The organism is Collinsella sp. AF23-2, from assembly GCF_003459245.1.
In the GTDB taxonomy this organism is placed as follows: Bacteria; Actinomycetota; Coriobacteriia; order Coriobacteriales; family Coriobacteriaceae; genus Collinsella.
The window spans coordinates 1-21,965 of record NZ_QRVG01000003.1 but is presented as its reverse complement, the minus strand read 5'-3'; the positions used below and the strand labels follow the sequence as shown (position 1 = coordinate 21,965).

General features: G+C 58.5%; 17 protein-coding genes. 16 read left to right on the top strand and 1 reads right to left on the bottom strand.

Features of this window, described 5'->3' with window-relative positions; translation table 11 throughout:
* Positions 1–74: 74 nt before the first annotated feature.
* A complete protein-coding gene (locus DWY03_RS02320; RefSeq protein WP_158558603.1) occupies positions 75–1,415 on the bottom strand; it encodes a D-alanyl-D-alanine carboxypeptidase family protein in 1,341 nt (446 codons plus the stop codon).
* A gap of 197 nt (positions 1,416–1,612) precedes the next feature.
* Between DWY03_RS02320 and DWY03_RS02315 the strand changes: the two genes are divergently transcribed.
* The 16 genes from DWY03_RS02315 to hisS all read left to right on the top strand — a co-directional run bounded on the left by DWY03_RS02315 (position 1,613) and on the right by hisS (position 21,764).
* Complete coding sequence (locus tag DWY03_RS02315; protein ID WP_117839802.1) at positions 1,613–2,317, top strand: response regulator transcription factor; 705 nt, start codon at positions 1,613–1,615, stop codon at positions 2,315–2,317.
* A gap of 16 nt (positions 2,318–2,333) precedes the next feature.
* Positions 2,334–3,572 (top strand): sensor histidine kinase KdpD, encoded by a 1,239-nt coding sequence (locus DWY03_RS02310; protein WP_117839801.1) that lies wholly within the window; start codon positions 2,334–2,336, stop codon positions 3,570–3,572.
* Positions 3,573–3,675: 103 nt separating this feature from the next.
* The gene (gene pstB, locus DWY03_RS02305; protein ID WP_197032774.1) at positions 3,676–4,551 is read left to right on the top strand and encodes a phosphate ABC transporter ATP-binding protein PstB; all 876 of its coding nucleotides are present in this window, start codon (positions 3,676–3,678) and stop codon (positions 4,549–4,551) included.
* A gap of 64 nt (positions 4,552–4,615) precedes the next feature.
* Positions 4,616–5,344, top strand: coding sequence for a response regulator transcription factor (locus DWY03_RS02300; protein ID WP_089572665.1), 729 nt, complete (start codon positions 4,616–4,618; stop codon positions 5,342–5,344).
* Between the two features lie 3 nt (positions 5,345–5,347).
* Positions 5,348–6,772: a cell wall metabolism sensor histidine kinase WalK gene (locus tag DWY03_RS02295; protein WP_117839800.1), complete on the top strand. Its 1,425-nt coding sequence runs from the start codon at positions 5,348–5,350 to the stop codon at positions 6,770–6,772.
* Between the two features lie 195 nt (positions 6,773–6,967).
* Positions 6,968–7,624 carry a YveK family protein gene (locus DWY03_RS02290; protein ID WP_055250503.1) on the top strand — a complete coding sequence of 219 codons (657 nt, stop codon included), beginning with the start codon at positions 6,968–6,970 and terminating at the stop codon, positions 7,622–7,624.
* 2 nt (positions 7,625–7,626) lie between these two features.
* Complete coding sequence (locus DWY03_RS02285) at positions 7,627–8,364, top strand: CpsD/CapB family tyrosine-protein kinase (RefSeq protein WP_117736214.1); 738 nt, start codon at positions 7,627–7,629, stop codon at positions 8,362–8,364.
* A gap of 17 nt (positions 8,365–8,381) precedes the next feature.
* The gene (locus DWY03_RS02280) at positions 8,382–9,032 is read left to right on the top strand and encodes a tyrosine-protein phosphatase (protein WP_055250497.1); all 651 of its coding nucleotides are present in this window, start codon (positions 8,382–8,384) and stop codon (positions 9,030–9,032) included.
* 39 nt (positions 9,033–9,071) lie between these two features.
* The gene (locus DWY03_RS02275; RefSeq protein ID WP_117839799.1) at positions 9,072–9,572 is read left to right on the top strand and encodes a GNAT family N-acetyltransferase; all 501 of its coding nucleotides are present in this window, start codon (positions 9,072–9,074) and stop codon (positions 9,570–9,572) included.
* Positions 9,573–9,774: 202 nt separating this feature from the next.
* Complete coding sequence (gene htpG, locus DWY03_RS02270; protein WP_055250494.1) at positions 9,775–11,799, top strand: molecular chaperone HtpG; 2,025 nt, start codon at positions 9,775–9,777, stop codon at positions 11,797–11,799.
* 445 nt (positions 11,800–12,244) lie between these two features.
* Positions 12,245–15,010, top strand: coding sequence for a YhgE/Pip domain-containing protein (locus tag DWY03_RS02265; RefSeq protein WP_231500756.1), 2,766 nt, complete (start codon positions 12,245–12,247; stop codon positions 15,008–15,010).
* Entirely contained in the window at positions 15,011–17,200 is a 2,190-nt protein-coding gene (locus DWY03_RS02260; RefSeq protein WP_117839797.1) for a YhgE/Pip domain-containing protein, read from the top strand.
* A gap of 200 nt (positions 17,201–17,400) precedes the next feature.
* Complete coding sequence (locus tag DWY03_RS02255; RefSeq protein ID WP_117839796.1) at positions 17,401–18,384, top strand: DMT family transporter; 984 nt, start codon at positions 17,401–17,403, stop codon at positions 18,382–18,384.
* 116 nt (positions 18,385–18,500) lie between these two features.
* The gene (locus DWY03_RS02250) at positions 18,501–19,799 is read left to right on the top strand and encodes a M20 family metallopeptidase (protein WP_117839795.1); all 1,299 of its coding nucleotides are present in this window, start codon (positions 18,501–18,503) and stop codon (positions 19,797–19,799) included.
* A gap of 39 nt (positions 19,800–19,838) precedes the next feature.
* The gene (locus DWY03_RS02245; protein WP_196026407.1) at positions 19,839–20,207 is read left to right on the top strand and encodes a hypothetical protein; all 369 of its coding nucleotides are present in this window, start codon (positions 19,839–19,841) and stop codon (positions 20,205–20,207) included.
* Between the two features lie 243 nt (positions 20,208–20,450).
* The gene (hisS, locus tag DWY03_RS02240) at positions 20,451–21,764 is read left to right on the top strand and encodes a histidine--tRNA ligase (RefSeq protein WP_117839794.1); all 1,314 of its coding nucleotides are present in this window, start codon (positions 20,451–20,453) and stop codon (positions 21,762–21,764) included.
* Positions 21,765–21,965 lie beyond the last annotated feature (201 nt).

The window sequence follows — 21,965 nt, the reverse complement described above, 5'->3', positions numbered from 1 at the left end:
CCGTTTAAGAGGTATTCAAAAAGAGGCGCCCCGTTGGACGCCTCTCCAATCTCAAATGTAATGTTCCCCCAGCCCTACACCTCGGGCGCCTTGGCGATGGTCTCGCTTTCTGCCGTAAGTGGGCGGTTGTCGATGCGGCGGCCCAAGCGGTCGAGTTTTACAAGGAGCCACTCAATGGGATTCGGCCCCGAGTCTTCCTCGTCGGCAACCAAATCCATGACGGCGATCTTGGTGCCGTCTTGCTTGAGCGTCACGCTGCCCACCTTGTCGCCCACATGCACCGTGCCCGAAAGGTCATCGTAGGTAACCTTCTCGGTCACCTCTCCAGCAAGCGAAAAGACGGTTGCCTGAGCTGCGGGGTCGGCGAGCGTGGCATCGATCGTCTTGTCCGTCCAATCGGTCTGGCTAATGCGCGCGATGAGCGGATTGCCGTTGGTGGTCTTTTCCTGCGTGTTGGCGATCGCAACCGTCACCTTGTGGCCGTAGTACCAGTTGGCAAGGGCGGCCGTGTCGGCAAAGCGCTGGTCGGTGGTGCTGGAGTTCAAAACGACGGTGTAGGTCTCGTCGCCATCGCGGTTGTAGGCTCCCGTAAAGCAATAGCCGGCATCGTCGGTGGTGCCGGTCTTACCGCCGATATTGCCGTCCTGCCCCAGCAGCTCATTGTGTGTATCCATGGAATGAGAATGGTCGGAACCGTCGGCGCCCGTAACCTCAATCCAGGAATCATCGCTCGCCACGATTTCGCGGAACGTATCGCTCTTCATTGCCTCCTGCATCATCAGGGCTACATCGTGCGCGGTAGAGTGCATGTCGCCGGTCCACTCATCAAAGTCCAGACCGTGCGGATTCTCAAAAAGCGTTCCCGTGCAGCCGAGCTTTTTAGCGCGCTCGTTCATGGCCTTTACAAAGGTGGCCACGGCGTCCTTGGTCTTGGGGTCGATCTTTTTGCCCACGTGCTCGGCAAGCGCGATGGCGGCATCGTTGCCCGAGGGGATCATCAGACCGCGCAGAGCTTGCTCCACGGTGAGCTCGTCGCCTTCGAGCAGGCCGGCGGTCGAGTTGCCTACGGTGGCGGCAGCATTGCTCACCGTGATCTTCTCGTCCATCTTGCAATTCTCGACGGTTAGGATTGCGGTCATGACCTTGGTGATCGAGGCAATCTTGACCTGTTTGTCAGCGTCGCGGGCATAGTAGACGGTGCCGTCTTTGCCCATGACGAGGGCATTGGTCGCATCGATATCGGGCAGGTTTTCGGCCGTGATGCCGCGCGCATCGGCGGTTTTGCCGCAAACATTGTCGGTCGTGAGCACTTGGGCGCCGGCGACGGTGGGCGCGCCAGCGGCAAGGGCGATAGCGCAGACAAAGCCGGCGGCAAGCTGGGCTGAGCGCTGTGCAAAAGAGGTGAGGGGCTTCACAGATTTCGCTTTCGACGGGATGGTCTCTTCTGGAACTAGAGTATATCGTTTGCCGGCGTCGGCAATCATCGCGTGCGTGCGTGGCCCACATCCGCGCCCGAACGGGCACAAGGGTGCTTAAGGCCGACTTAATCACCCACGCTTGTTGTGTGTGGCGTGCGTCGACTCGGGCATAATGGAGCGCGAGAGGAGCACGCATGAATGAGCGCATTTTGGTAGTTGATGACGAGAAGGCCATCGCCGACTTGGTTGGTATCTACCTTACAAAAGAGGGCTTTGATGTCCAGATTGCCTATAGCGGGGCCGATGCTGCCAAGGCAATCTTGGAGCAGGAGTTCGATCTGGCGCTGCTGGATGTCATGCTGCCCGATATCGATGGTTTTGAGTTGCTGCGTACGATCCGTTCCAGCCATACCTATCCCGTGATCATGCTGACGGCGCGTGATGCCCAGCAAGACAAGATCGAGGGCCTTTCGCTTGGCGCGGACGATTACGTGGTTAAGCCGTTCCGTCCGCTGGAGCTCATCGCGCGCGTGCACGCTCAGCTTCGCCGCTACACCAGCTACGGTAGCCGCTCGCAGGCGGCCGAGTCGCCGACCATCCAGCTCGACGGCCTGGAGATCAACCGCGATGCTCGTTCCGTGGCAGTGGACGGTTCGCCGGTTCGCCTCACGCCCATCGAGTATTCCATCTTGCTGTATCTGGCCGAGCATCGCGGCAGTGTGGTGGCCGTGGAGGATCTGTTCCGCGCGGTATGGAACGAGGATTTTATGCCCGGCTCCAACAATACGGTGATGGTGCACATTCGCCACCTGCGCGAAAAGATCGGTGACGACGCTCAAAAGCCGCGCTTTATCAAAAACGTCTGGGGCGTCGGCTACATAATCGAACAACGCCTTTGATGGTGGGGAAGTGGATATGACAAAAGACGATAGGCAGGCATTCGAGGTGCCCAATCGACTCTTTGAATACGTGAGGTCGGTCGTCGACAACCGCGCGCTTGCAACGGTGCTGCTCTTTTTGCTGAGCCTGCTGCTGATTGGCATCGATAACATCGCTGGAATCTTGGCGGTGCTGCTTGTCGGCTTTTTGCTGATCGATCGATTTGAAATCGTACGCCGCTGCGTGGTGATTGGCGGTACCGCGTGGGCCATGACGTTGGCGATTGGCGCCATGGCACTCGGCGGCATCGAAGGGCCGGTGCTGTTCGATGCCGGCTTTGTATTCAACATGCTTGGCTTTGTGCTGGCGCTTGCCGTGTGCGTGCTGTTCTTTTGCGGCCGCGCCCTGTACTACCAGGGCTATGAGCAGGGCGAGCAGCATGCCGATTGTGTGCTGGCCGCTCGTATTCAAGATCGCCTGATCGATCACCCCGACACCTGGGACAACATCGACGGCGACTTCCTGGAGGTCGAGGGCGCACTCAACCGTGTGCGCGATCGCGAGCGCAAGGTGCAACAGGCCTTGCGTGACGAGTCTCATCGCAAGGACGATCTGGTCACGTACTTGGCACATGACCTACGCACCCCGCTTGCCAGTGTGGTGGGCTATCTTTCGCTGCTGCAAGAGGCTCCTGAGCTGCCGGTTGAGCAACGTGCGCACTTTACGGGCGTGGCGCTCGACAAGGCGCACCGGCTCGATGCACTCATCGAAGAGTTCTTCGATATCACGCGCTTTGACTTCCACGATATCGTGCTCACGCGCGGCTATGTTGATCTGGGGTTGCTGCTGGCTCAGGTGGCTGACGAGTTCTATCCCATCCTCAACGAGCAACATAAGGAAGCCCAGGTTGATATTCGCGAGGACCTGACGGTGCTCGTGGATGGCGATAAGATGGCCCGCGTGTTTAACAACATCATGAAAAACGCCGTCGCCTATAGCTATGAGGGCTCGACTATCACGATTGAGGCCAGGCGCCAAGACGATGGCGGCGTGCGCGTGCGCTTTATCAATCAGGGCGATCCTATCCCTGCGGCTAAGCTCAAGGTGATCTTTGAGAAGTTCTATCGCCTGGATGCGGCGCGTGCGACCAATCGCGGTGGTGCCGGTTTGGGCCTTGCTATTGCCAAGGAGATCATCGCGGCACACGGCGGTACCGTTGCATGTGAATCGACGCCCGAACACACGATATTCACCATCGAGCTGCCCGCCGCATAGCTAGCGTGCCCTTACAAACACTTGACAATGTGCTCACGTGCGTATGAGCCGCGATTCCTACTATCGATACTGCTGAATTGATATCGATATGGAGGTGTGCGGTATGACGGCTGCTGCGGCTGTGGAGCCCACGGAGCTTGAAGAACTCATGGAAGCGCAGGCCGAGGCCGCGCATGAGCGCGAGGTTGGGGATGCGACTCGCCCCACGGCAGAGGATCTTGCCGCCTCGCCGACGCGCATCGACGTCGAGGGCCTCGACCTGTTCTATGGCGACCACCATGCGCTCAAGGACGTGAATATCAAGATCCGCGACAAGCAGATCACCTCGTTCATCGGGCCTTCGGGCTGCGGAAAGTCCACGTTGCTGCGCTGCTTTAACCGCATGAACGACGGCATCAAGGATTGCCGCATCGAGGGCAAGATTGCGCTCGATGGTCAAGATATCCTGGGCGATTGCGACATCTGCCGTTTGCGCCAGCGCGTGGGCATGGTGTTCCAACGCCCCAACCCATTTCCCATGAGCATCTACGACAACGTCGCCTACGGTCCTCGCGGTATGGGTGTGCGCGACCGCGCCGTGCTCGATGAGCTGGTCGAGGACTCCCTGCGTCGCGCTGCCCTGTGGGACGAGGTCAAGGACAAGCTCAAAGAGTCGGGCCTGGGTCTTTCGGGTGGACAGCAGCAGCGCCTGTGCATCGCCCGCGCACTTGCCGTGCAGCCCGACATTCTGCTGATGGACGAGCCGACTTCGGCACTCGACCCTGTGTCGACGTTGGTGGTGGAGCAGCTGGCCTGCGGGCTCAAGGAGACCTGCACGCTGGTGGTCGTGACGCACAACATGCAGCAGGCCGCGCGTATTTCCGATTCGGTTGCGTTCTTTTTGCTGGGTGAGCTGGTGGAGCACGCGCCCACCGCGCAACTCTTTAAGAATCCGTCCGATCCGCGCACCGCGGATTATTTGACGGGGCGTTTTGGCTGACGCTGTCTTTTACAGGTGCCTTTAGGGTTAAGATGCGGTCATATCGGCCGCAAAGGGGTTCAACATGATCTATTACGTCGAGGACGATGACAACATCAGGGATTTGACAGTCTACGCGCTGCGCAAGCAGGGAATCGAGGCCGAGGGCTTTTCGTGTGATGGCGAGTTTAAAGCTGCCGTGGCGCGACGGGTGCCCGATGCTGTGCTGCTCGATATCATGCTGCCCGACACCGATGGCTTGGCGATTATGCGTCGCCTGCGTGCCGATCGCCTGACGGCGACGGTGCCCATCATGATGCTTACCGCCAAAGACACCGAACTCGACAAGGTGATGGCGCTCGATGGCGGTGCCGACGATTACCTGACTAAGCCGTTTTCGCTCATGGAGCTTGCGAGCCGCTGCCGCGCACTGCTGCGTCGCGGCGGCATGGTCAAGCAGGCGAGCGATGTGCTCAGCGTGGGCGACATCGTGCTTTCGCCTAGCCATCGCGAGGTGACCGTTGCCGGCGAGCCGCTTAAGCTCACCCTGCGCGAGTTCGACCTGCTCGAGTACCTCATGCGCAAGCCCGGCGTGGTCTTTACCCGCGAGTCGTTGCTGCAGAGCGTGTGGGGCTGGGACTTCGACGGCGGTTCGCGCACCGTTGACGTGCACGTGCAGACGCTTCGCCAAAAACTGGGCGAGCATGCCAGCGCCATCGAGACCGTGCGCGGCGTGGGTTATCGCCTGGCCGAGCCTTCTGCCGGTGATGGTGCCGAAGGCGACGACACCGCGGCCACCGCATCGGAGGAGTAACCCGTGGTCTTCGCCCCCCAGGGAAAACATACGCTGTCGCACCGCGTTTTTGTGACGATCTTTGTCTGCGCCATGGCGGTTATCGTGGCGTTTACGGTGCTGGGTGCGTTCTTTGTGCAAAACACTTTGGCGGATGCCACGAGTGCCAATCTGGCGCAGGAAACCGAGCTCATTGCTGCCGCCCTCGACGAGCAGCAGGAGCCCATTCCGTTCTTGCGAAGCCTCGATCGCGAGGATCTTCGTATCACGCTGATCAATAAGGACGGATCTGTTGCCTACGACAACGAGGCGTCGCCTTCCACACTGCCCAACCATGGCGATCGCCCCGAGGTCATCGAGGCCTTTGAGAGTGGTTCGGGTTCCGCGGAGCGCGCAAGCTCTACACTCGACGAGATTATGCTGTATCGCGCCGTCACCCTTGATAACGGCCAGGTCGTTCGCTTGGCGCAGGCCCAGCCTGGCGTTGCGGCGATTTTGCTGTCGATGCTGGCGCCGATGCTGCTTATCGCAGCAGCGGGTGCAGTACTCTCGTTTTTTATGGCGCGCCGTGAGTCCCGTGCCATCATCGCGCCGTTGCAAGAGGTGGATTTGGATCACCCACGCCGTAGCTATGAGCACGCCTATGCCGAGATGGTCCCCATGCTTGAGCGCATCGAGTCGCAGCGCCAGGAACTCAAGCGCCAAATGGCGGTGCTAGCGGACAACGACCGTATGCGCCGCGAGTTCACGGCGAATATCACCCATGAGCTCAAGACGCCGCTTACGGCGATTTCGGGCTATGCCGAGCTCATCGCAAATGGCATGGTCGAGGGCGAGGACGACCTGCGCAACTTTGGCGGTCGCATCTATCGTGAGGCGGGCCGCTTGGCAGCGCTTGTCAACGACATCCTTACGCTGTCTAACTTGGACGAGGCCGAACGTGCAACTGAAGGCGAGGCAGTGCCCATTGGGTCCACGGAGCCTATTGAGCTCTCGCGTGCGATCTACGCGGTTGAGCAGCGTCTTGAACAGGTCGCCCGTCAGGTGAATGTGACGATAAGTCATGAGACCAAGCCTGTGGTCATCGAAGGCGTGTCGCGCTTGGTCGACGAGCTCATCTATAATCTGGCAAGCAACGCCATCCGCTACAATCGGCCCGGCGGTACGGTTACGCTGCAGTGCGGCACCAACGACAAAGGCCATCCGTTCCTCGCTGTCGCCGACACGGGAATCGGTATCGCGCCTGAAGAACAGGGCAAGGTATTTGAGCGGTTCTATCGCGTGGACAAGAGTAGGTCCAAGGCACGCGGCGGAACCGGCCTGGGGCTTGCCATTGTCAAGCATGCGGCCCTGTATCATCACGCCACGCTCGATCTATCGAGCGAGTTGGGCGTGGGAACCACCATTACGGTGGCGTTTCCCATACAGCAGGACGAGCCATTCGCATAGCGATACAACATAGATAATGATGTAGACGCCGCATTTGACTTTCGGGTGCGGCGTTGTTGTGCAATTTTACGATTGCTTCCGACATTTTTACAGGAGAGCCTGTTTCTTATGTATAGAGTTTGGTCTCGGTAAAAAGATGCGATAACATACGGACAGTTTTGTCAATCCGAACTGGGGAAATGAAAGGCAAGCTGCATGACCCTTCTCGAACTGTTCCAGCTGCTGAAGAAGCACCTCAAGCTGGTCATCACCCTTCCGGTGGTCTGCGCGATCGCCATGGGCATCGTGTCCTTCGTTGCGATGGACAACACCTATACCGCGACGACGAGCATGTACATTCTCGCCAAGACCGACGATAGCGGTCAGATGAGCTACAACGATCTCTCGGCGAGCCAGATGCTTTCCAACGATATCGCCACGCTGCTGGATAGCGATAGCGTTAAGAGCGGCGCCGCCAAAGAACTGGGCCTCACCGATTTGGATGACTACAAGGTGTCTGTTTCCTCCGAGACCACCACGCGTGTCATTACGCTTTCGGTTACCGGCACCGATGCCAAGGAGACGGCTGAGGTCGCAAAGGCCATTGCCAGCTCGGTGAGTACGGTCGCTCAGAACGTCGGCGCTGCCCAGAGCATCAACGTTATCGACGAGGCTAAGACCCCCGAAGCCCCCAGCGGCCCCAAGCGCACGCTGTATATTGCCGTCGCGTTCCTCGCCGGTATCTTTATCGCAGTTGCCTATGTCGTTTTGGCAGACATGCTCAATACCCGCATCCGCGGTGCCGAAGAGGCAGAAGAGCTCCTGGGTATTCCCGTTGTTGGCCGAATTCCGGCTATGAAAGGTGGTAAATAGGCATGGCTAAGGCAAAGAACACCGATAAGCTCGTTGTGCAGAATGCCGCCAAGACCCTTCTGGCCAACATCCGCTTTGCGAGCGTGGACGACCCCATTCGCACCATCACCGTTACCTCCTCGATTCCCAACGAGGGCAAGTCTACGGTTTCCATTAATCTTGCTCAGGCAATCGCCACGAGCGGCAAGAGTGTCCTGCTGGTCGAGGCTGATATGCGTCGCAGGTCCCTTGCCGATATGCTCGGCGTCCGCTCCCGCGGCGGACTCTATGCAGTCCTGTCCGAGCAGGTTTCTATCGACCAGGCGATTGTCGAGACAGGTCAGAAGAATTTCTACTTCCTCGATGCCGAGCCGCATATTCCCAATCCTGCCGACATCATCGTCTCCCATCGCTTTGCCAAGCTGGTCAAGGCACTGTCTGCTAAGTTCCAGTACGTCATCTTCGATGCTCCTCCGGTCGGCACCTTCATCGATGCTGCCGAGATTGCCAGCCTGACCGACGGCGCGCTGTTCGTGGTGCGCGAGGACTTTACCAAGCGCGAAGAGGCGCTCAACGCTATCGCCCAGCTTAAGAAGTCCGAGAAGGTCAAGCTCATCGGTACCGTCATGAATTACTGTGAGACCGAGACCAGCGAGTACTACTATTCTTACTACACCAAGGACGGTAAGAAGGTTAAGAAGGGCTCCGACGATCAGGGCACTTCCAAAAAGGGCATCTTCACCAACCGAGCAAACGTTTAGTTGATTAAGGCTGACCTATGCGTGACATTCATTGCCATATCTTGCCGGGTGTAGACGACGGCGCCGCCGATCTCGAAGAGAGCTTGGCGATGCTCGAGGCTGCCAAGCGGGCCGGTGTAACCAGAATCGTTTGCACTCCTCACTGCCGTGATCCCTATTTTGATTACGACAAGATGTGGGATGCCTTTGAGCTGCTGCGCGATAACGCTGACGGTTTTCCGCTCCAGATGGGCTTCGAGGTCAACCATCGAAAGCTCGTTGAGCTTGGTATCGATGCCGCGGATCACTTGCATTTCGATGGGACCAACGAGTTTCTGCTCGAGCTTTCGACGCATGCCGATGCGTATGCGTTTAGAGAGTACGAGAACACGATTTACGATTTGCAGTGCCGTGGCTACCAGGTGATCATCGCTCATCCTGAGCGCTATCGTGCGGTTCAAAAGGATGTAAGCGTGGCGGAGCGCCTGGTCGATATGGGCTGCAAGCTGCAGGCTTCGGCGGACTTTATTGCCGGCGGTCGCTTTGGTCGCGAGAAAAAGCCGGCACAGCGCCTGTTCGATCAGAACCTGTACAGCTTCATCGCGAGCGATGCCCATAACGTGGGTCATTACGACTGCCTGGCGAAGGCTCGCGCGAAGTTTAGCGTGCGCGGAGCTCATTTTCGCTAAAATCTGTCCCTAACGTTCGCATTGAATGAAAGGGCAGCCATGGATATCCAACTTAAGACGGGATGCTTTGATGACGCGGCGTTGGTGCGCCGCGTCGTTTTTATGGACGAGCAGGGCTACGAGAACGAGTTTGACGCTATCGACGAGGATCCGAACTGCATTCATGTGACGCTCTATGTAGACGGCGAGCTTGCCGGTTGCTCGCGCGTGTTTCCCGAAGAGCTTGAGCGTGCGGCTGACGCGGAGGCTCCGGTGTCGCCGGCGTGCGACTTGGACGAAGGCGTCGCGGCGGGGGAGACCTACATTATGGGGCGCGTGGCTGTGCTGCCGAGCATGCGCCGTCGCGGTCTGGCGAGCAAGATTGTCGAGGCCAGTGATACGCGCGCGCGTGATGCCGGCGCCAAGCTCATTAAGCTGCATGCGCAGGAATACGTGCTGCCGCTCTATGCCAAGGCGGGCTACACGCAGATTGCCCCGGTGGACTACGAAGACGAGGGCCAGCCCCATGCTTGGATGGCCAAGCGCGTAGATGGCAGATAGGGACGTTCCTTTCCTGCCGGCAGTCGGGGACACTCCTTGGCAATTGGCGTATCAGAGCGTTTGGACATACAGTTTTTCGATTCCGTATGTATATATGCGCGCTAATGGGTTATAAAATCTAAGTCTGGACATAGCAGGTCTGCGATGCGGCTCGGGCAACCGGGCCGTTTTTGCGGACGGGGGTAGCGCGAAAGGACTGCACATGCGTCAATTTAAGACCGAGAGCAAAAAACTGCTCGACCTCATGATCAACTCCATCTACACCAATAAGGAAATCTTCCTGCGCGAGCTTATCTCTAATGCGAGCGACGCCGTCGACAAGCTCAACTTTAAGAGCCTGCAGGACCCGAGTGTCAAACTCGACCAGGGCGACCTGGCTATTCGCGTCTCTTTTGATAAAGACGCCCGCACCATTACCATCTCGGATAACGGCATTGGCATGACCGCCGAGGAGCTCGAGCGCAATCTGGGCACCATCGCCCATTCCGGCTCCGAGGAGTTTAAGACCGAGAACGCCGAGCAACAGGGCTCCGATGTCGACATCATCGGCCAGTTTGGCGTGGGCTTCTACTCCGCCTTTATGGTCGCCAGCCACGTAAAGGTCGTCAGCCGCGCTTATGGCGAGGACACCGCTCACGTGTGGGAGTCTGATGGTCTTGAGGGTTACACCATCGAAGACGGCGAGCGCGCCGAGCACGGCACCGATGTCATCCTGACGCTGCGCGAGAACGAGAAGCTCGACGCCGACGGCGAGGCCGAGACCTACGATCGCTTCCTGACCGAGTGGGGCCTCAAGAGCCTGATTCAGCAGTACAGCAACTATGTGCGCTACCCGATTCAGATGATGGTGAGCAAGAGCCGCCAGAAACCCAAGCCCGAGGACGCCGGCGACGACTACAAGCCCGAGTACGAGGACTACCAGGAGCTCGAGACCATCAACTCCATGACGCCGATCTGGAAAAAGCGCAGCTCCGACGTTGAGCAGAAGGATTACAACGAGTTCTACAAGTCCACGTTCCACGACTTTGACGATCCCGCGCGCACTATCAGCTTCCATGCCGAGGGTACGCTTGAGTACGATGCGCTGCTGTTTGTGCCGGGTCGCGCCCCGTTCGATCTGTACAGCAAGGACTACGAGAAGGGCCTGGCGCTCTACAGTTCCAACGTGCTGATTATGGAGAAGTGCGACGACCTGCTGCCCGACTACTACAACTTTGTGCGCGGTGTCGTGGACTCTGCCGACGTGACGCTCAACATCTCGCGTGAGACGCTGCAACAGAACCGTCAGCTCAAGGCCATTGCCAAGCGTGTCGAGAAGAAGATCACTGCCGATCTTGAGGACATGCGCGACAACGACCGCGAGGCATACGAGAAGTTCTTTGAGAACTTTGGTCGCGGTCTGAAGTACGGCATCTACTCGAGTTACGGCATGAAGGCCGACGAGCTCGCCGACCTGCTGCTGTTCTGGTCTGCCAAGGAGCAGAAGATGATCACCCTGGCCGAGTATGCCAAGGGCATGCCCGAGGATCAGAAGGCCATCTACTACGCCGCCGGCGACTCGCGTGAGCGCTTGGCCAAGATGCCCGTGGTAAAGGGCGTGCTCGAGCGCGGCTATGACGTGCTGTTGCTGACGCAGGATGTGGATGAGTTCACGTTCCAGGCTATGCGTGAGTACGTGGCCGCCGATATGCCCAAGATCTACGAGGACGACGCCGCCCGCGAGGCTGCCGAAAAGGCCGTTGCCGACGGTGCCGAGCCCGAGGTCGAGGATCGTCACCTGGAGCTCAAGAACGTTGCGACTGGCGATCTTGATCTGGCGACCGAGGACGAGAAGAAGGAGGCCGAGGACGCCACCAAGGAAAACGAGGACCTCTTTAGCGCTATGAAGGAGGCGCTCGGTGACAAGGTCGAGAAAGTTGCCGTCTCCGCGCGCCTGACCGATGCCCCCGCTTGCATCACCACCGAGGGTCCGCTTTCGCTCGAGATGGAGAAGGTGCTCCAGAAGGGGCCCGAGGGCGCGCCCGACGGCATGCCCAAGAGCCAGCGCGTGCTCGAGCTCAACGCCAAGCACCCGGTCTTTGACAAGCTTGTCGCTGCCCAGAAGGCAGGTGACGCCGACAAGATCAAGCAGTACTCCGGCCTGCTCTACGATCAGGCCCTGCTGGTCGAGGGCATTCTACCCGAGGACCCCGTGGCCTTCGCGGCGGCTGTCTGCAACTTGATGTAGTTAGGTAGTTACGCGGTTTTACCAAACCGCGTAACAGCTCGACGCTGCAAACGCCCCTAAGCGGCAATCTGACGTTCAATCGTCGGTCGCGTACCGAAGTACGCTTCCCTCCTCTTTCGCGTCACCTTGCTCGCTTAGGGGCGTTTTCGCTTACTTATGCTCAACCAGCGACGCTTTCGTGGTCCTAAGTAGTCATTGGGGGCGTTTTTGTTTGACTAGTCGTTTAAGAACGTCCCCGATGCTATTTGAATTGCTAATTTGTGCGGGTTGTGGTTTTGTGACCTGCTGAAATTTAAGATACTGTACAACTGTACGTTAATTCGTCTTCGTAGTATATTGCTACCCGCAAAACTCAATACCATTGTGCCCTGAGACGCTAAAGCGCCTACGTACAATGGTTGTCGATAGTACGATTTGATTCAACGACAGGATGGATGGCCCAAGCGTGAGTCTCGGCAGCAAACTATCCGATGCAAAGGTCTCCTTTGCGATATTCAAGCGCGACATTAAGCGACTACTTGTGAACCCCGTCGCCTTGGTGGTTACCCTCGGCGTGTGCGTTATTCCCTCGCTGTATGCCTGGTACAACATCGTGGCAAACTGGGATCCGTACGGGAACACTCAGGGTATCAAGATTGCCATCGCCAACAACGATCAGGGCACCCAAAACGACCTGGTGGGTGAGCTCAACGCGGGTGATAAGGTCGTCGATCAGCTCAAGGAGAACGATCAGTTGGGCTGGACCTTCGTCGATTCGGCGGCCGACGCCAAGGAGGGCGTCGAGAGCGGTGAGTACTATGCGGCCATCGTAATCCCCAAGAACTTCTCGGATAACCTGGTCTCGATGCTCGACGGCAACTACCATCAGCCCAAGCTTACGTACTACGTCAATGAGAAAAAGAGCGCTATTGCACCCAAGGTTACCGACACCGGTGCAAACACCATCGAGCAGCAGATTAACTCGGAGTTCGTCTCCACGGTGGGTGAGACCGTTGCCAGTATTGCCAAGGATGCCGGAGTCGATTTAAAGGACAAGGCAACCCAGGCTCAGGATTCGTTGGCCGGTTCGGTATCAGAGGCTTCTGACACGTTGGGCGAAGTGCGCGATTCGATTGACGACATGAATGCCGCCATCGATAAGACGAGTGGTTCCATTGCCTCGGCAGATGCAGCACTTGCCGGTCTGCAGGGTCAGGCGCCGTCGCTGACGCAGGCGATCTCCCAGGGCAACGACCTGCTGGGCGAGGCTCGCGCCACGGCGGGTAACTCTGTCGCCTCGCTCTCCAAGGCGCTCTCGGAAGGCAGCCTTGCGCTCACCAAGACGTCAGCCTCCGCGAACGCTGCGATTGGCAAGCTGACGGGCACGATCACATCTACGACCACCCGCATCGACAACTCGCTCGAGTCTCTCCAGGCGACGATCGACCACAATAAGGCCGTTATCGGGCACTTGGAAATTCTCGTCAATGACACGTCGACAGGTTCCAAGGAAATTGACGCGCGCATTGTATCGACCATCGATTTGCTCCGCAAGCAGAATGAAAAGCTTCAGAGCATCAAGGACGGTCTGTCTGCACAGTCGAGCGCCATGGCGAATGACGCCGCGGCTGTCTCGGGTGCCAGCGACGCTATCAATAACGCAATCCAGACCGGTGCGACCAACCTTGGCCAGGCCCAGACGGACCTGGGTCAAAACGCGCTGCCGAAGGCCTCGAGCGCGCTTGATTCATTTGCCGCCGTCTCGGGTGATCTGACGGGAATCGTGTCTGGCCTCACGCCTACTATTGCAAGTGCGCGCGGTACACTTTCGCAACTCAACGCTACGCTCGGTCAGGCCAAGACCACGCTGTCCCGGACCGACGCCTCGCTTGCCAAGGTCCAGGACAAGCTCGCCACCGCCGCCAACGACATCGAGGCGCTGCAGACCTCCGAGTCCATGGGCGAGCTGGCCGACCTGATGGGCGTCGACGTCGATGACGTTGCTGACTTCATGGCATCTCCGGTCGAGCTGACCTCCAAGTCGATCTATCCGGTTAAGAGCTTCGGCTCGGGCATTGCTCCTTTCTACACCAATCTGGCGCTTTGGGTGGGCGGCTACGTGCTCATCGCCATTTACAAGCTCGAGGTCGATCGCGAAGGCGTTGGCAGCTTTACCGCGCGTCAGGGCTACTTTGGCCGCTGGTTGCTCCTGGTGATCCTGGGCGCGTTGCAGGCCATTATCGTTACGGTGGGAGATCTTGTCATTGGTGTACAGTGCGTCAGTCCGCTCCTATTTGTGCTGGGCGGCATCGCCATCTCATTTACGTACGTCAACATCATTTACGCGTTGTCCACTACGTTTAAGCATATCGGCAAGGCAATCGGCGTCATTCTTGTCATCGTGCAGATCCCGGGTTCGTCGGGCATGTACCCCATCGAGATGATGCCCGGCTTCTTCCAGTGGCTGCACCCGCTGCTGCCCTTTACCTATGGCATCAATCTGCTGCGTGAGACGGTCGGCGGCATGTATTCGTTCAACTACCTGTTTAACCTGTGCATTCTGGGCGTGTTCTTGATCGTGGCGCTCTTTATCGGCCTGCAGCTGCGTCCGCTGCTGCTCAACCTCAACCTGCTCTTTGATAAACAGCTTTCCACGACCGGTATGATGATTTGCGAGTCTAACGACCTGCCGCGCGAGCGCTACTCCTTGCGAACGGCCATGCGCGTCGTGCTCGATTCCGATTCGTACCGTCGCGAACTGCTCGATCATGCGGTCGCCTTTGAACATCGCTACCCGTACTACATCAAGGGCGGTTTTGCCGCCGTGGTGGGCGTTCAGGTCCTGCTCTTTGTCCTGTCGACGGTTCTCGATATCGACAATAACGGCAAGATCATCCTGCTTGTCATTTGGATCATCTCGGTTATTGCCATCTGCGGCTGGCTTATCAATATCGAATATATCCGCGCGAGCCTCAATACCCAGATGCGCATCTCGGCGCTTTCCGATGAGGACCTGCGTCGCGAGATGCGCGAGCACACGGCCGCCATTCCTGCCGCCCGCCGCATGTTTGGCCTCAACGCCAGCGAGCGTGATGCCAAGGGTGGCGATCAGTCCACGGGCCGCTTGCCGCATATAGGCTCGCACCATAAATCTCAGGGCAGCGACAGCACAGCCACAAATGATGGAGATACCACCCCGCTTGGCAAGCACTCCAAAGGAGGTGAGGCATAAATGAAGAACATCCTGCATCTGTTTAAGCGCGATGTCCAAAACGTGTCTCGCTCCGTAATCGGCTTGGTTGTCGTGATGGGCCTCATTATCGTGCCGTGTCTGTACGCGTGGTTTAACATCGCCGGCAGCTGGGATCCGTACGGCAACACCGGCAACCTCAAGATCGCCGTGGTCAACACCGATGAGGGTTACGAGAGCGATCTGATCCCCGTCGAGGTTAACGTGGGCGAAAACGTGACCGCCACCCTACGCGGCAACGAGAGCTTCGATTGGGTTGTGCTTAACGATCGCGATAAAGCTATCGAGGGCGTAAAGTCGGGTGCGTACTATGCGGCCGTCGTTATCCCCAAAACGTTTAGCGCTGACATGATGACGCTTTTCTCGACCGACGTGAAGCACGCCGATATCGAGTTTTACGAGAACCAGAAGGCCAACGCCATCGCGCAGATCGTGACCGAGAAGGGTTCGAGCGCCGTTCAGAACCAGGTTAACGAATCTTTTACCGAGACCATTACGAGCGTCGGTCTTAAGACGGTGTCCAGCCTGCTCGATTACATGAGCACCGACCAGGTCAGCAACTTTATCGCCAACCTGTCCTCGACGCTCGGCGATTCGGTCCAGGACCTGCAGGACGTTCAGGCCAGCGCAACGTCGCTTGCGGGCATTTTGAGCTCCACGGCCGATTCGCTGACGTCGGCGGGCGGCATGCTCAAGCAGTCCGGATCGACCGAGGAGTCGGTGAAGCAGCTCATGCAGCATGCCGAGAGCGGTATTGCCGATTCCGAGCAAGCGCTCAAGTCCGCCAGCGATGCGATCGATGCCGCTATTGATGGGAGCGCGGGTTCGTTCGATAACGTTTCTACCGAGCTCGCAAAGGCATTCGACGCTGCAAACCAGCACGTCGATCTTACGGTGTCTCAGCTCAACGATGGCGCAGCGTCACTCAATAAACGTGCCGACGAGATTGATGACACGGCGAATGAGCTCCGTAGTCTTGCTGGCCAGGTGAGTAACGATAAGCTCAAGGCAGGGCTTGAGGACGCGGCTGCCGAGCTTGATAAAACCGCAACGGAGTACCGCAACAATGCCAATGAGCTGACGAATATCGCGACGTCGCTCACGAAGAGTATGGCAGAGGTTAACAAATCGCGTGCCGAGGTCGATCAGGCCATCGCCGATGCCAAGGCTGGTATCTCGGGCGCCAAGATTGACTACGACTCTACGTTTTCGGTCAAGGCCAAAGAGCTCAAGAAGACCGTCTCGGGGGTTCTGGATTCACTGAATGGTATTTCGGGCGATCTGGATAGTGCCGTAGACGACCTGACCGACGCATCCGGTTCGCTGGCAAAGGGCCTCTCTAAGGCTGCAAAGCTGGTCAACAAGGCTTCCGATCAGCTGGGCGAGGCGTCGGGCAAGATCAGCGCGTTTAAGGACGAGCTCGACGGTGCCCTTATGTCTGATGATCTAGCCACGATCAAGACGATGATCGGCAATGATCCCGAGGGTCTGGCCGTGTCGCTTTCCGGCCCTGTCGCACTCGACCGTAAGCCGGTCTATCCGATCCGCAACTACGGTTCGGCCATGGCGCCGTTCTACACGATTCTGTCGCTCTGGGTCGGCTCGATCGTACTGGCGGCCATGATGAAGGTCTCGGTTGACGATGAGCTTATCAACGAGCTCATCCCCGTGCGCCTGCACGAGATCTATCTGGGTCGTTACCTGTTCTTTGGCGGTTTGGCTCTGCTGCAGGCAACGCTCGTGTGCGCGGGCGACATTCTGTTCTTTGGCATTCAGTGCGACAACCCGCTGCAGTTTGTGCTAGCGGGCTGGGTCGCGAGTCTCGTGTTCTCCAATATCGTCTACACGTTTACGGTTTCGTTTGGCGATATCGGCAAGGCGCTTGCAGTCGTGCTGTTGGTCATGCAGGTCGGCGGTTCGGGCGGCACGTTCCCCATCGAGATGACCGGCCCTGTGTTCCAGGCGATCTATCCGTTCTTGCCGTTCACTCACGGCATCAACGCCATGCATGCCGCCATGGCTGGCGCCTACCATATGGAGTACTGGGTTGAGCTGGGTATTCTGGCGAGCTATCTGATTCCGTCGCTGGCCCTGGGCGTCATCTTCCGCCGCCCGGTCATCAAAGCCAACGACTGGATCATCGAAAAGCTTGAAAGCACGAAACTTATTTAGTGCAACAGCGTGACATCGACGAAACATCGAGGTTTACTCTGCCGACGCTTTAGTGGGCTGGATTGCGTGGGCTGCTTGGTTGTTGCTACAGTAGCGGGGCGTGCCGGGGGTCCGGTGCGCCCCGTTTTTATTTGACCATGAGGCGGCACGCAGCCATACGCGTGCGGACACCACGCCCAGATTGAGTGTGAGGATGTTCCATGGCCCAATACGCTGCCAACGAAATCGAAAACATGCCCGATAGCCCTGTGGCCCGTGAGGATTTGGGCGCGGGCGGTATTCCCAGGGGCGCCGGCGCACGCTCCCCGCTGTTCTGGAAAGTTTTGCTACTTTCGGTGGCGGTCATCTGGGGCTACTCCTTTACCACTATGAAGGACGCACTCGGCACCATTCCGGTGTTCGAGCTGCTCTATGTACGCTTTCTGCCTGCAGCGTTGGTCATGTTTGCCGTCTTCCACAAGCGCATCACTGCACATTTCAACGCTCGCAATCTGATCGTTGGCCTGAGTATGGGCGTGCTCATGTGGGCGGCCTATGCGTTGCAGACGGTCGGTCTGGCATATACTACGGCGGGCAAGAATGCTTTTTTGACGGGCACGTATTGCATCCTCGTGCCGTTCGCGAGCTATTTTCTGAGCGGAGAAAAACTCACCCGCTATAACCTGGGCGCGGCACTGCTGTGCTTGGCGGGCATTGGCTTGGTGGCGCTCGATAGCGTCGAGTTCAACATCGGTGACGTCATTACGCTGGCAGGCGCGGTCTTCTTCGCCATCCAGATGGCGGTGACCGCCAAGTACGGTCGCAAAATGGACATCAACGTTATCACGTTTTGGATGTTTGTGGGCAACGGCGTGCTGAGCCTGGTTTCGTCGCTGTTATTCGAGACCCAGGCGCCTCTGTCCGTGTGGACGCCGAACTTTATCGGTGTGATGGCGTTTCTCTCGGTGGGCTGCACATGCGTGGCTCTGCTCATCCAAAACGTCGGCCTGGCGCATGTCCCGGCTTCGACGGGCTCACTGCTCCTTTCGATGGAGTCGCCTTCGGGCGTGTTGTTTTCGGTGCTGCTGATGGGGGAGGCGCTCACCTCGCGCCTGCTCGCCGGCTTCGTGCTTATCTTCCTGTCGATTATCTTGAGTGAGACTCACTTCGATTTTTTGCGCAAAAAGCCGCGCCCGCAATTGTAAACAACTTGTTGCGCCGCCCTCCCGGGGCGGCATTTTTTATGCGTCGCCCTTAAAGTTGTACCTTGCACTTTATGCTATCAAAGTGCTTGCTGCAAAAACGTTACTGGAGGGCATCTATGGCACCAGCTTTGTCCGATTTTCAACCGCAACCAGCGCCCAAGGCTACCGCAGCGGCGCAGGCCGCTATCGGTGACGGTCTTGTTGCAGAAGCTCAGACTTTTGCAGACGAGCTTGCTGTGTGGCGACACGATCTACACCAGATGCCCGAGCTGGGTAACAACCTTCCGCAGACGTCCGCCTTTATCCAGGCGCGTCTGGACGAGATGGATATTCCCTATGCCGTGCTTGTCGACGGCTCCTGTGTCGTTGGCCTTATCGGTGCCGGCGCGGCAGCTGCTGCTCGGGGTAACGGTACGTGCACGGACAAGCAGGCCGGTACGGTCATCATGCTCCGCGGCGACATGGATGCCCTTCCCGTTGCCGAGGAATCCGGCGAGCCCTTTGCATCCACCAATGGCTGCATGCATGCTTGCGGTCACGATATGCACGCGACGGCGCTGCTTGGTGCGGCTCGTATGCTCAAGGCCCGCGAGTCCGAGCTTCTCGACGCCAACGCCACGGTTAAGTTGCTGTTCCAGCCGGGCGAGGAAACCTTTGAGGGTGCCCGTGCTGCCATCGTCGACGGTTTGCTGCAGAGCCCACGCCCCCAGGCCGCCTTTGCCATGCATGTCAATAGCCAGTCGCCGCTTGGCCTGGTGCTCTACGGCAGCCCGGCGCTCTCGGGCGTGTACGGTTTTCGCGTCACGCTTCAGGGCAAGGGCGGCCATGGCTCGAGCCCCGAGATCTGCATCGACCCCATCACGGCCGGCGTCCATGTGCATCTGGCGCTTCAGGAGCTCATCTCCCGCGAGGTGCCGGCGGCCAAGGAGGTCGCGCTTACCGTTGGCAAGTTCGCCGGCGGTCAGGCCGCAAATGTCATCCCCGACACTTGTGTGCTCGAGGGAACGCTGCGTGGCTTCGACGTCAAGCTCATGGAGCACCTCAAGACCCGCATCGCGGAGGTCGTCAAAGGCGTTGCCACGACCTATCGTACGCCGGCGACTATCGAGACGCTCTCGGATGTTCCACCGCTGGTACTCGATGACAATATGACCCAGGCTTCACTTGGCTATGTGGGTGCGACACTGCCCAAGGCCACCTTCCTGCCGCTGTTCCACGCCATGGCGAGTGAGGACTTCGCGTTGATCTCGAGTGAGATCCCGAGTGCGTACTTTACCGTGGGCGCTGCCGTGACTGATACGGACGAGCATTTTGCTCAGCATCATCCCAAGGCACGTTTTAGCGATGCCGAGCTTCCCCTTGGCGCCGCGGCTTATGCGGCAGTCGCTTTGGGCTACATCGCCGACCACCGGTAGCACCCAATCTTGCTACTCGTTTGTTTAAAAAGGAGCAGTATGTCCCAGCAGCGTAAGTTCTTCCCCGGCTGGCTCGTGGTGGCTTCCGGCTTTGTCATCATGGCCACGTGCTACACGATTTTCGTTAACTGCATGAGCCTGTTTCAGCCGCTCGTCGTCAGCGACCTGGGCATCACGCTTGCGCAGTACAACATCTCCAACGCCATCTCCACCGTGGTGAGCGTTATCGGCTCACTTGTGATCGGTCATGTTGCCGATAAAGTAAGCGGTCGCGTTTTGGGCTCCCTCACTGTAATCGCCACCTCTGCCGTTCTTGCCGGCATGAGCCTTGTCGGTGAACTGTGGCAGGTCTACGTGCTCTTTTCTGTTTGCCCCGTTCTGTTTGTGGCCGCCCTGGAAGCCGAATAGATGCTCGTACCATCATTCGGTTTCCAAGGCGGTTACGGGCCTACGAAATGATCCGCTTTCCTCCGTCCCCAACAGATCACGTGATCCGAAGGGGACGGAGGAAAGCGGATCGCAAACAGCGGCGGTGCGTCAGGCCGAACGAGTCCCCATACCCTCGTTCGGTCAGACGCACCGCCGCTGTTTGTGTTTGTGCCGTATAATGTCCACTACCTATGACGCGATACAAAAGAAAGGTGTTTGCCCATGCAGGCACAGAAGGCGGAGGGAACCCGCGACCTTATCGGCGCCGAGATGCGCGCCTGGCAAAAGATGCAGCAGATTGCTGCCGGCGTGTTCGAGCCGTTTGGCTTTAAGCCCATTGAGACGCCCGCGATCGAGCAGGTTGACGTGTTTGTCCACGGTATCGGCCAGTCGACCGACGTCGTGCGCAAGGAGATGTTCCGCGTGTTTAGCGGCGCCAACCTGGAGCGCGTCTTTACCGAGGGCACCGACACCAAGCTTAAGCCCAAGCAGCGCCTGGCCCTTCGTCCCGAGGGCACGGCCGGTGTGGTGCGCGCCGTCGTGGAGAACAACCTAGTGCCCCAGGGCTCCACGCCGTTTAAGGCGTACTATGCCGAGGCCATGTTCCGTGGCGAGCGTCCCCAGAAGGGTCGCCTGCGCCAGTTTCACCAGGTGGGCATCGAGTGGCTCGGCGCTCCCGATCCGGCGGCAGACGCCGAGTGCATCATCATGCTCATGGAGTTCTACAAGCGCCTGGGCTTCGATCTTTCCAAGCTCCGTCTGCTCATTAACTCGATGGGCGATGCGCAGTGCCGTCCGGCCTATCGCGAGCAGGTTAAGCAGTTCATTCTCGACCACGCCGACGAGATGTGCGACGAGTGCCGCGAGCGCGCCGAGCTCAACCCGCTGCGCGCCTTCGACTGCAAGAACGACCATTGCCGCGAGATCATGGCCAACGCTCCGCTGATGGGCGACAACCTGTGCGACGAGTGCCGCGAGCACTACGAGCAAGTCAAGCGCTATCTGGATGCCGCCGGTATCGAGTATGTCGAGGATCCCACCTTGGTGCGCGGCCTGGACTACTACACCCGTACTGTCTTTGAGGTCGAGGCCCCTGGCGCCGGCGTCGGCTCCATCGGCGGCGGCGGCCGCTACGACGGCCTGGTCGAGCTCGAGGGTGGCAAGCCCACGGCAGGCGTCGGCTTTGCCGTCGGTTTTGAGCGCGCCCTGCTGGCCCTGCAGGCCTTTGGCAGCGATCTGGGTGCCGAGGAGGCCCCGTGCGTCTATGTCGCCAACGCAGGCAAGGAGCTGCGCCAGAACGTCTTTGCCATTACGCAGGAGCTTCGCGCCGCAGGTATCGTGACCGAGGCCGACTATCAGGGTCGTTCGCTCAAGGCCCAGTTTAAGCAAGCCGATAAGGTAGGCGCCAAGCTCATCTTGGTCCTGGGTGGCGACGAGCTTGCCGCCGGCAAGGTCAAAGTGCGCGACATGCAGAGCCATGACGAGGTGCTCGCCGATCTGGACAACGTCGTCGAGGCGGTTCGCGAGCGCCTGTAGCGCATCTTTTTGAGCTTCGGGCCTGCTAACGTGCCCTGCTCATGGAGAGCGATTGTTACGGGGGTGTTTCGCTTTTATGCGGAATGCCCCCGTTTACGTATGCCGCCCACCGAGAAATACGACCATTTAGGGCAAAAACCTTTGCAATGCAGAAAATACTGGTTGATTTTCAATCTCAGCGCAACAGCCTGAACGGGCCCC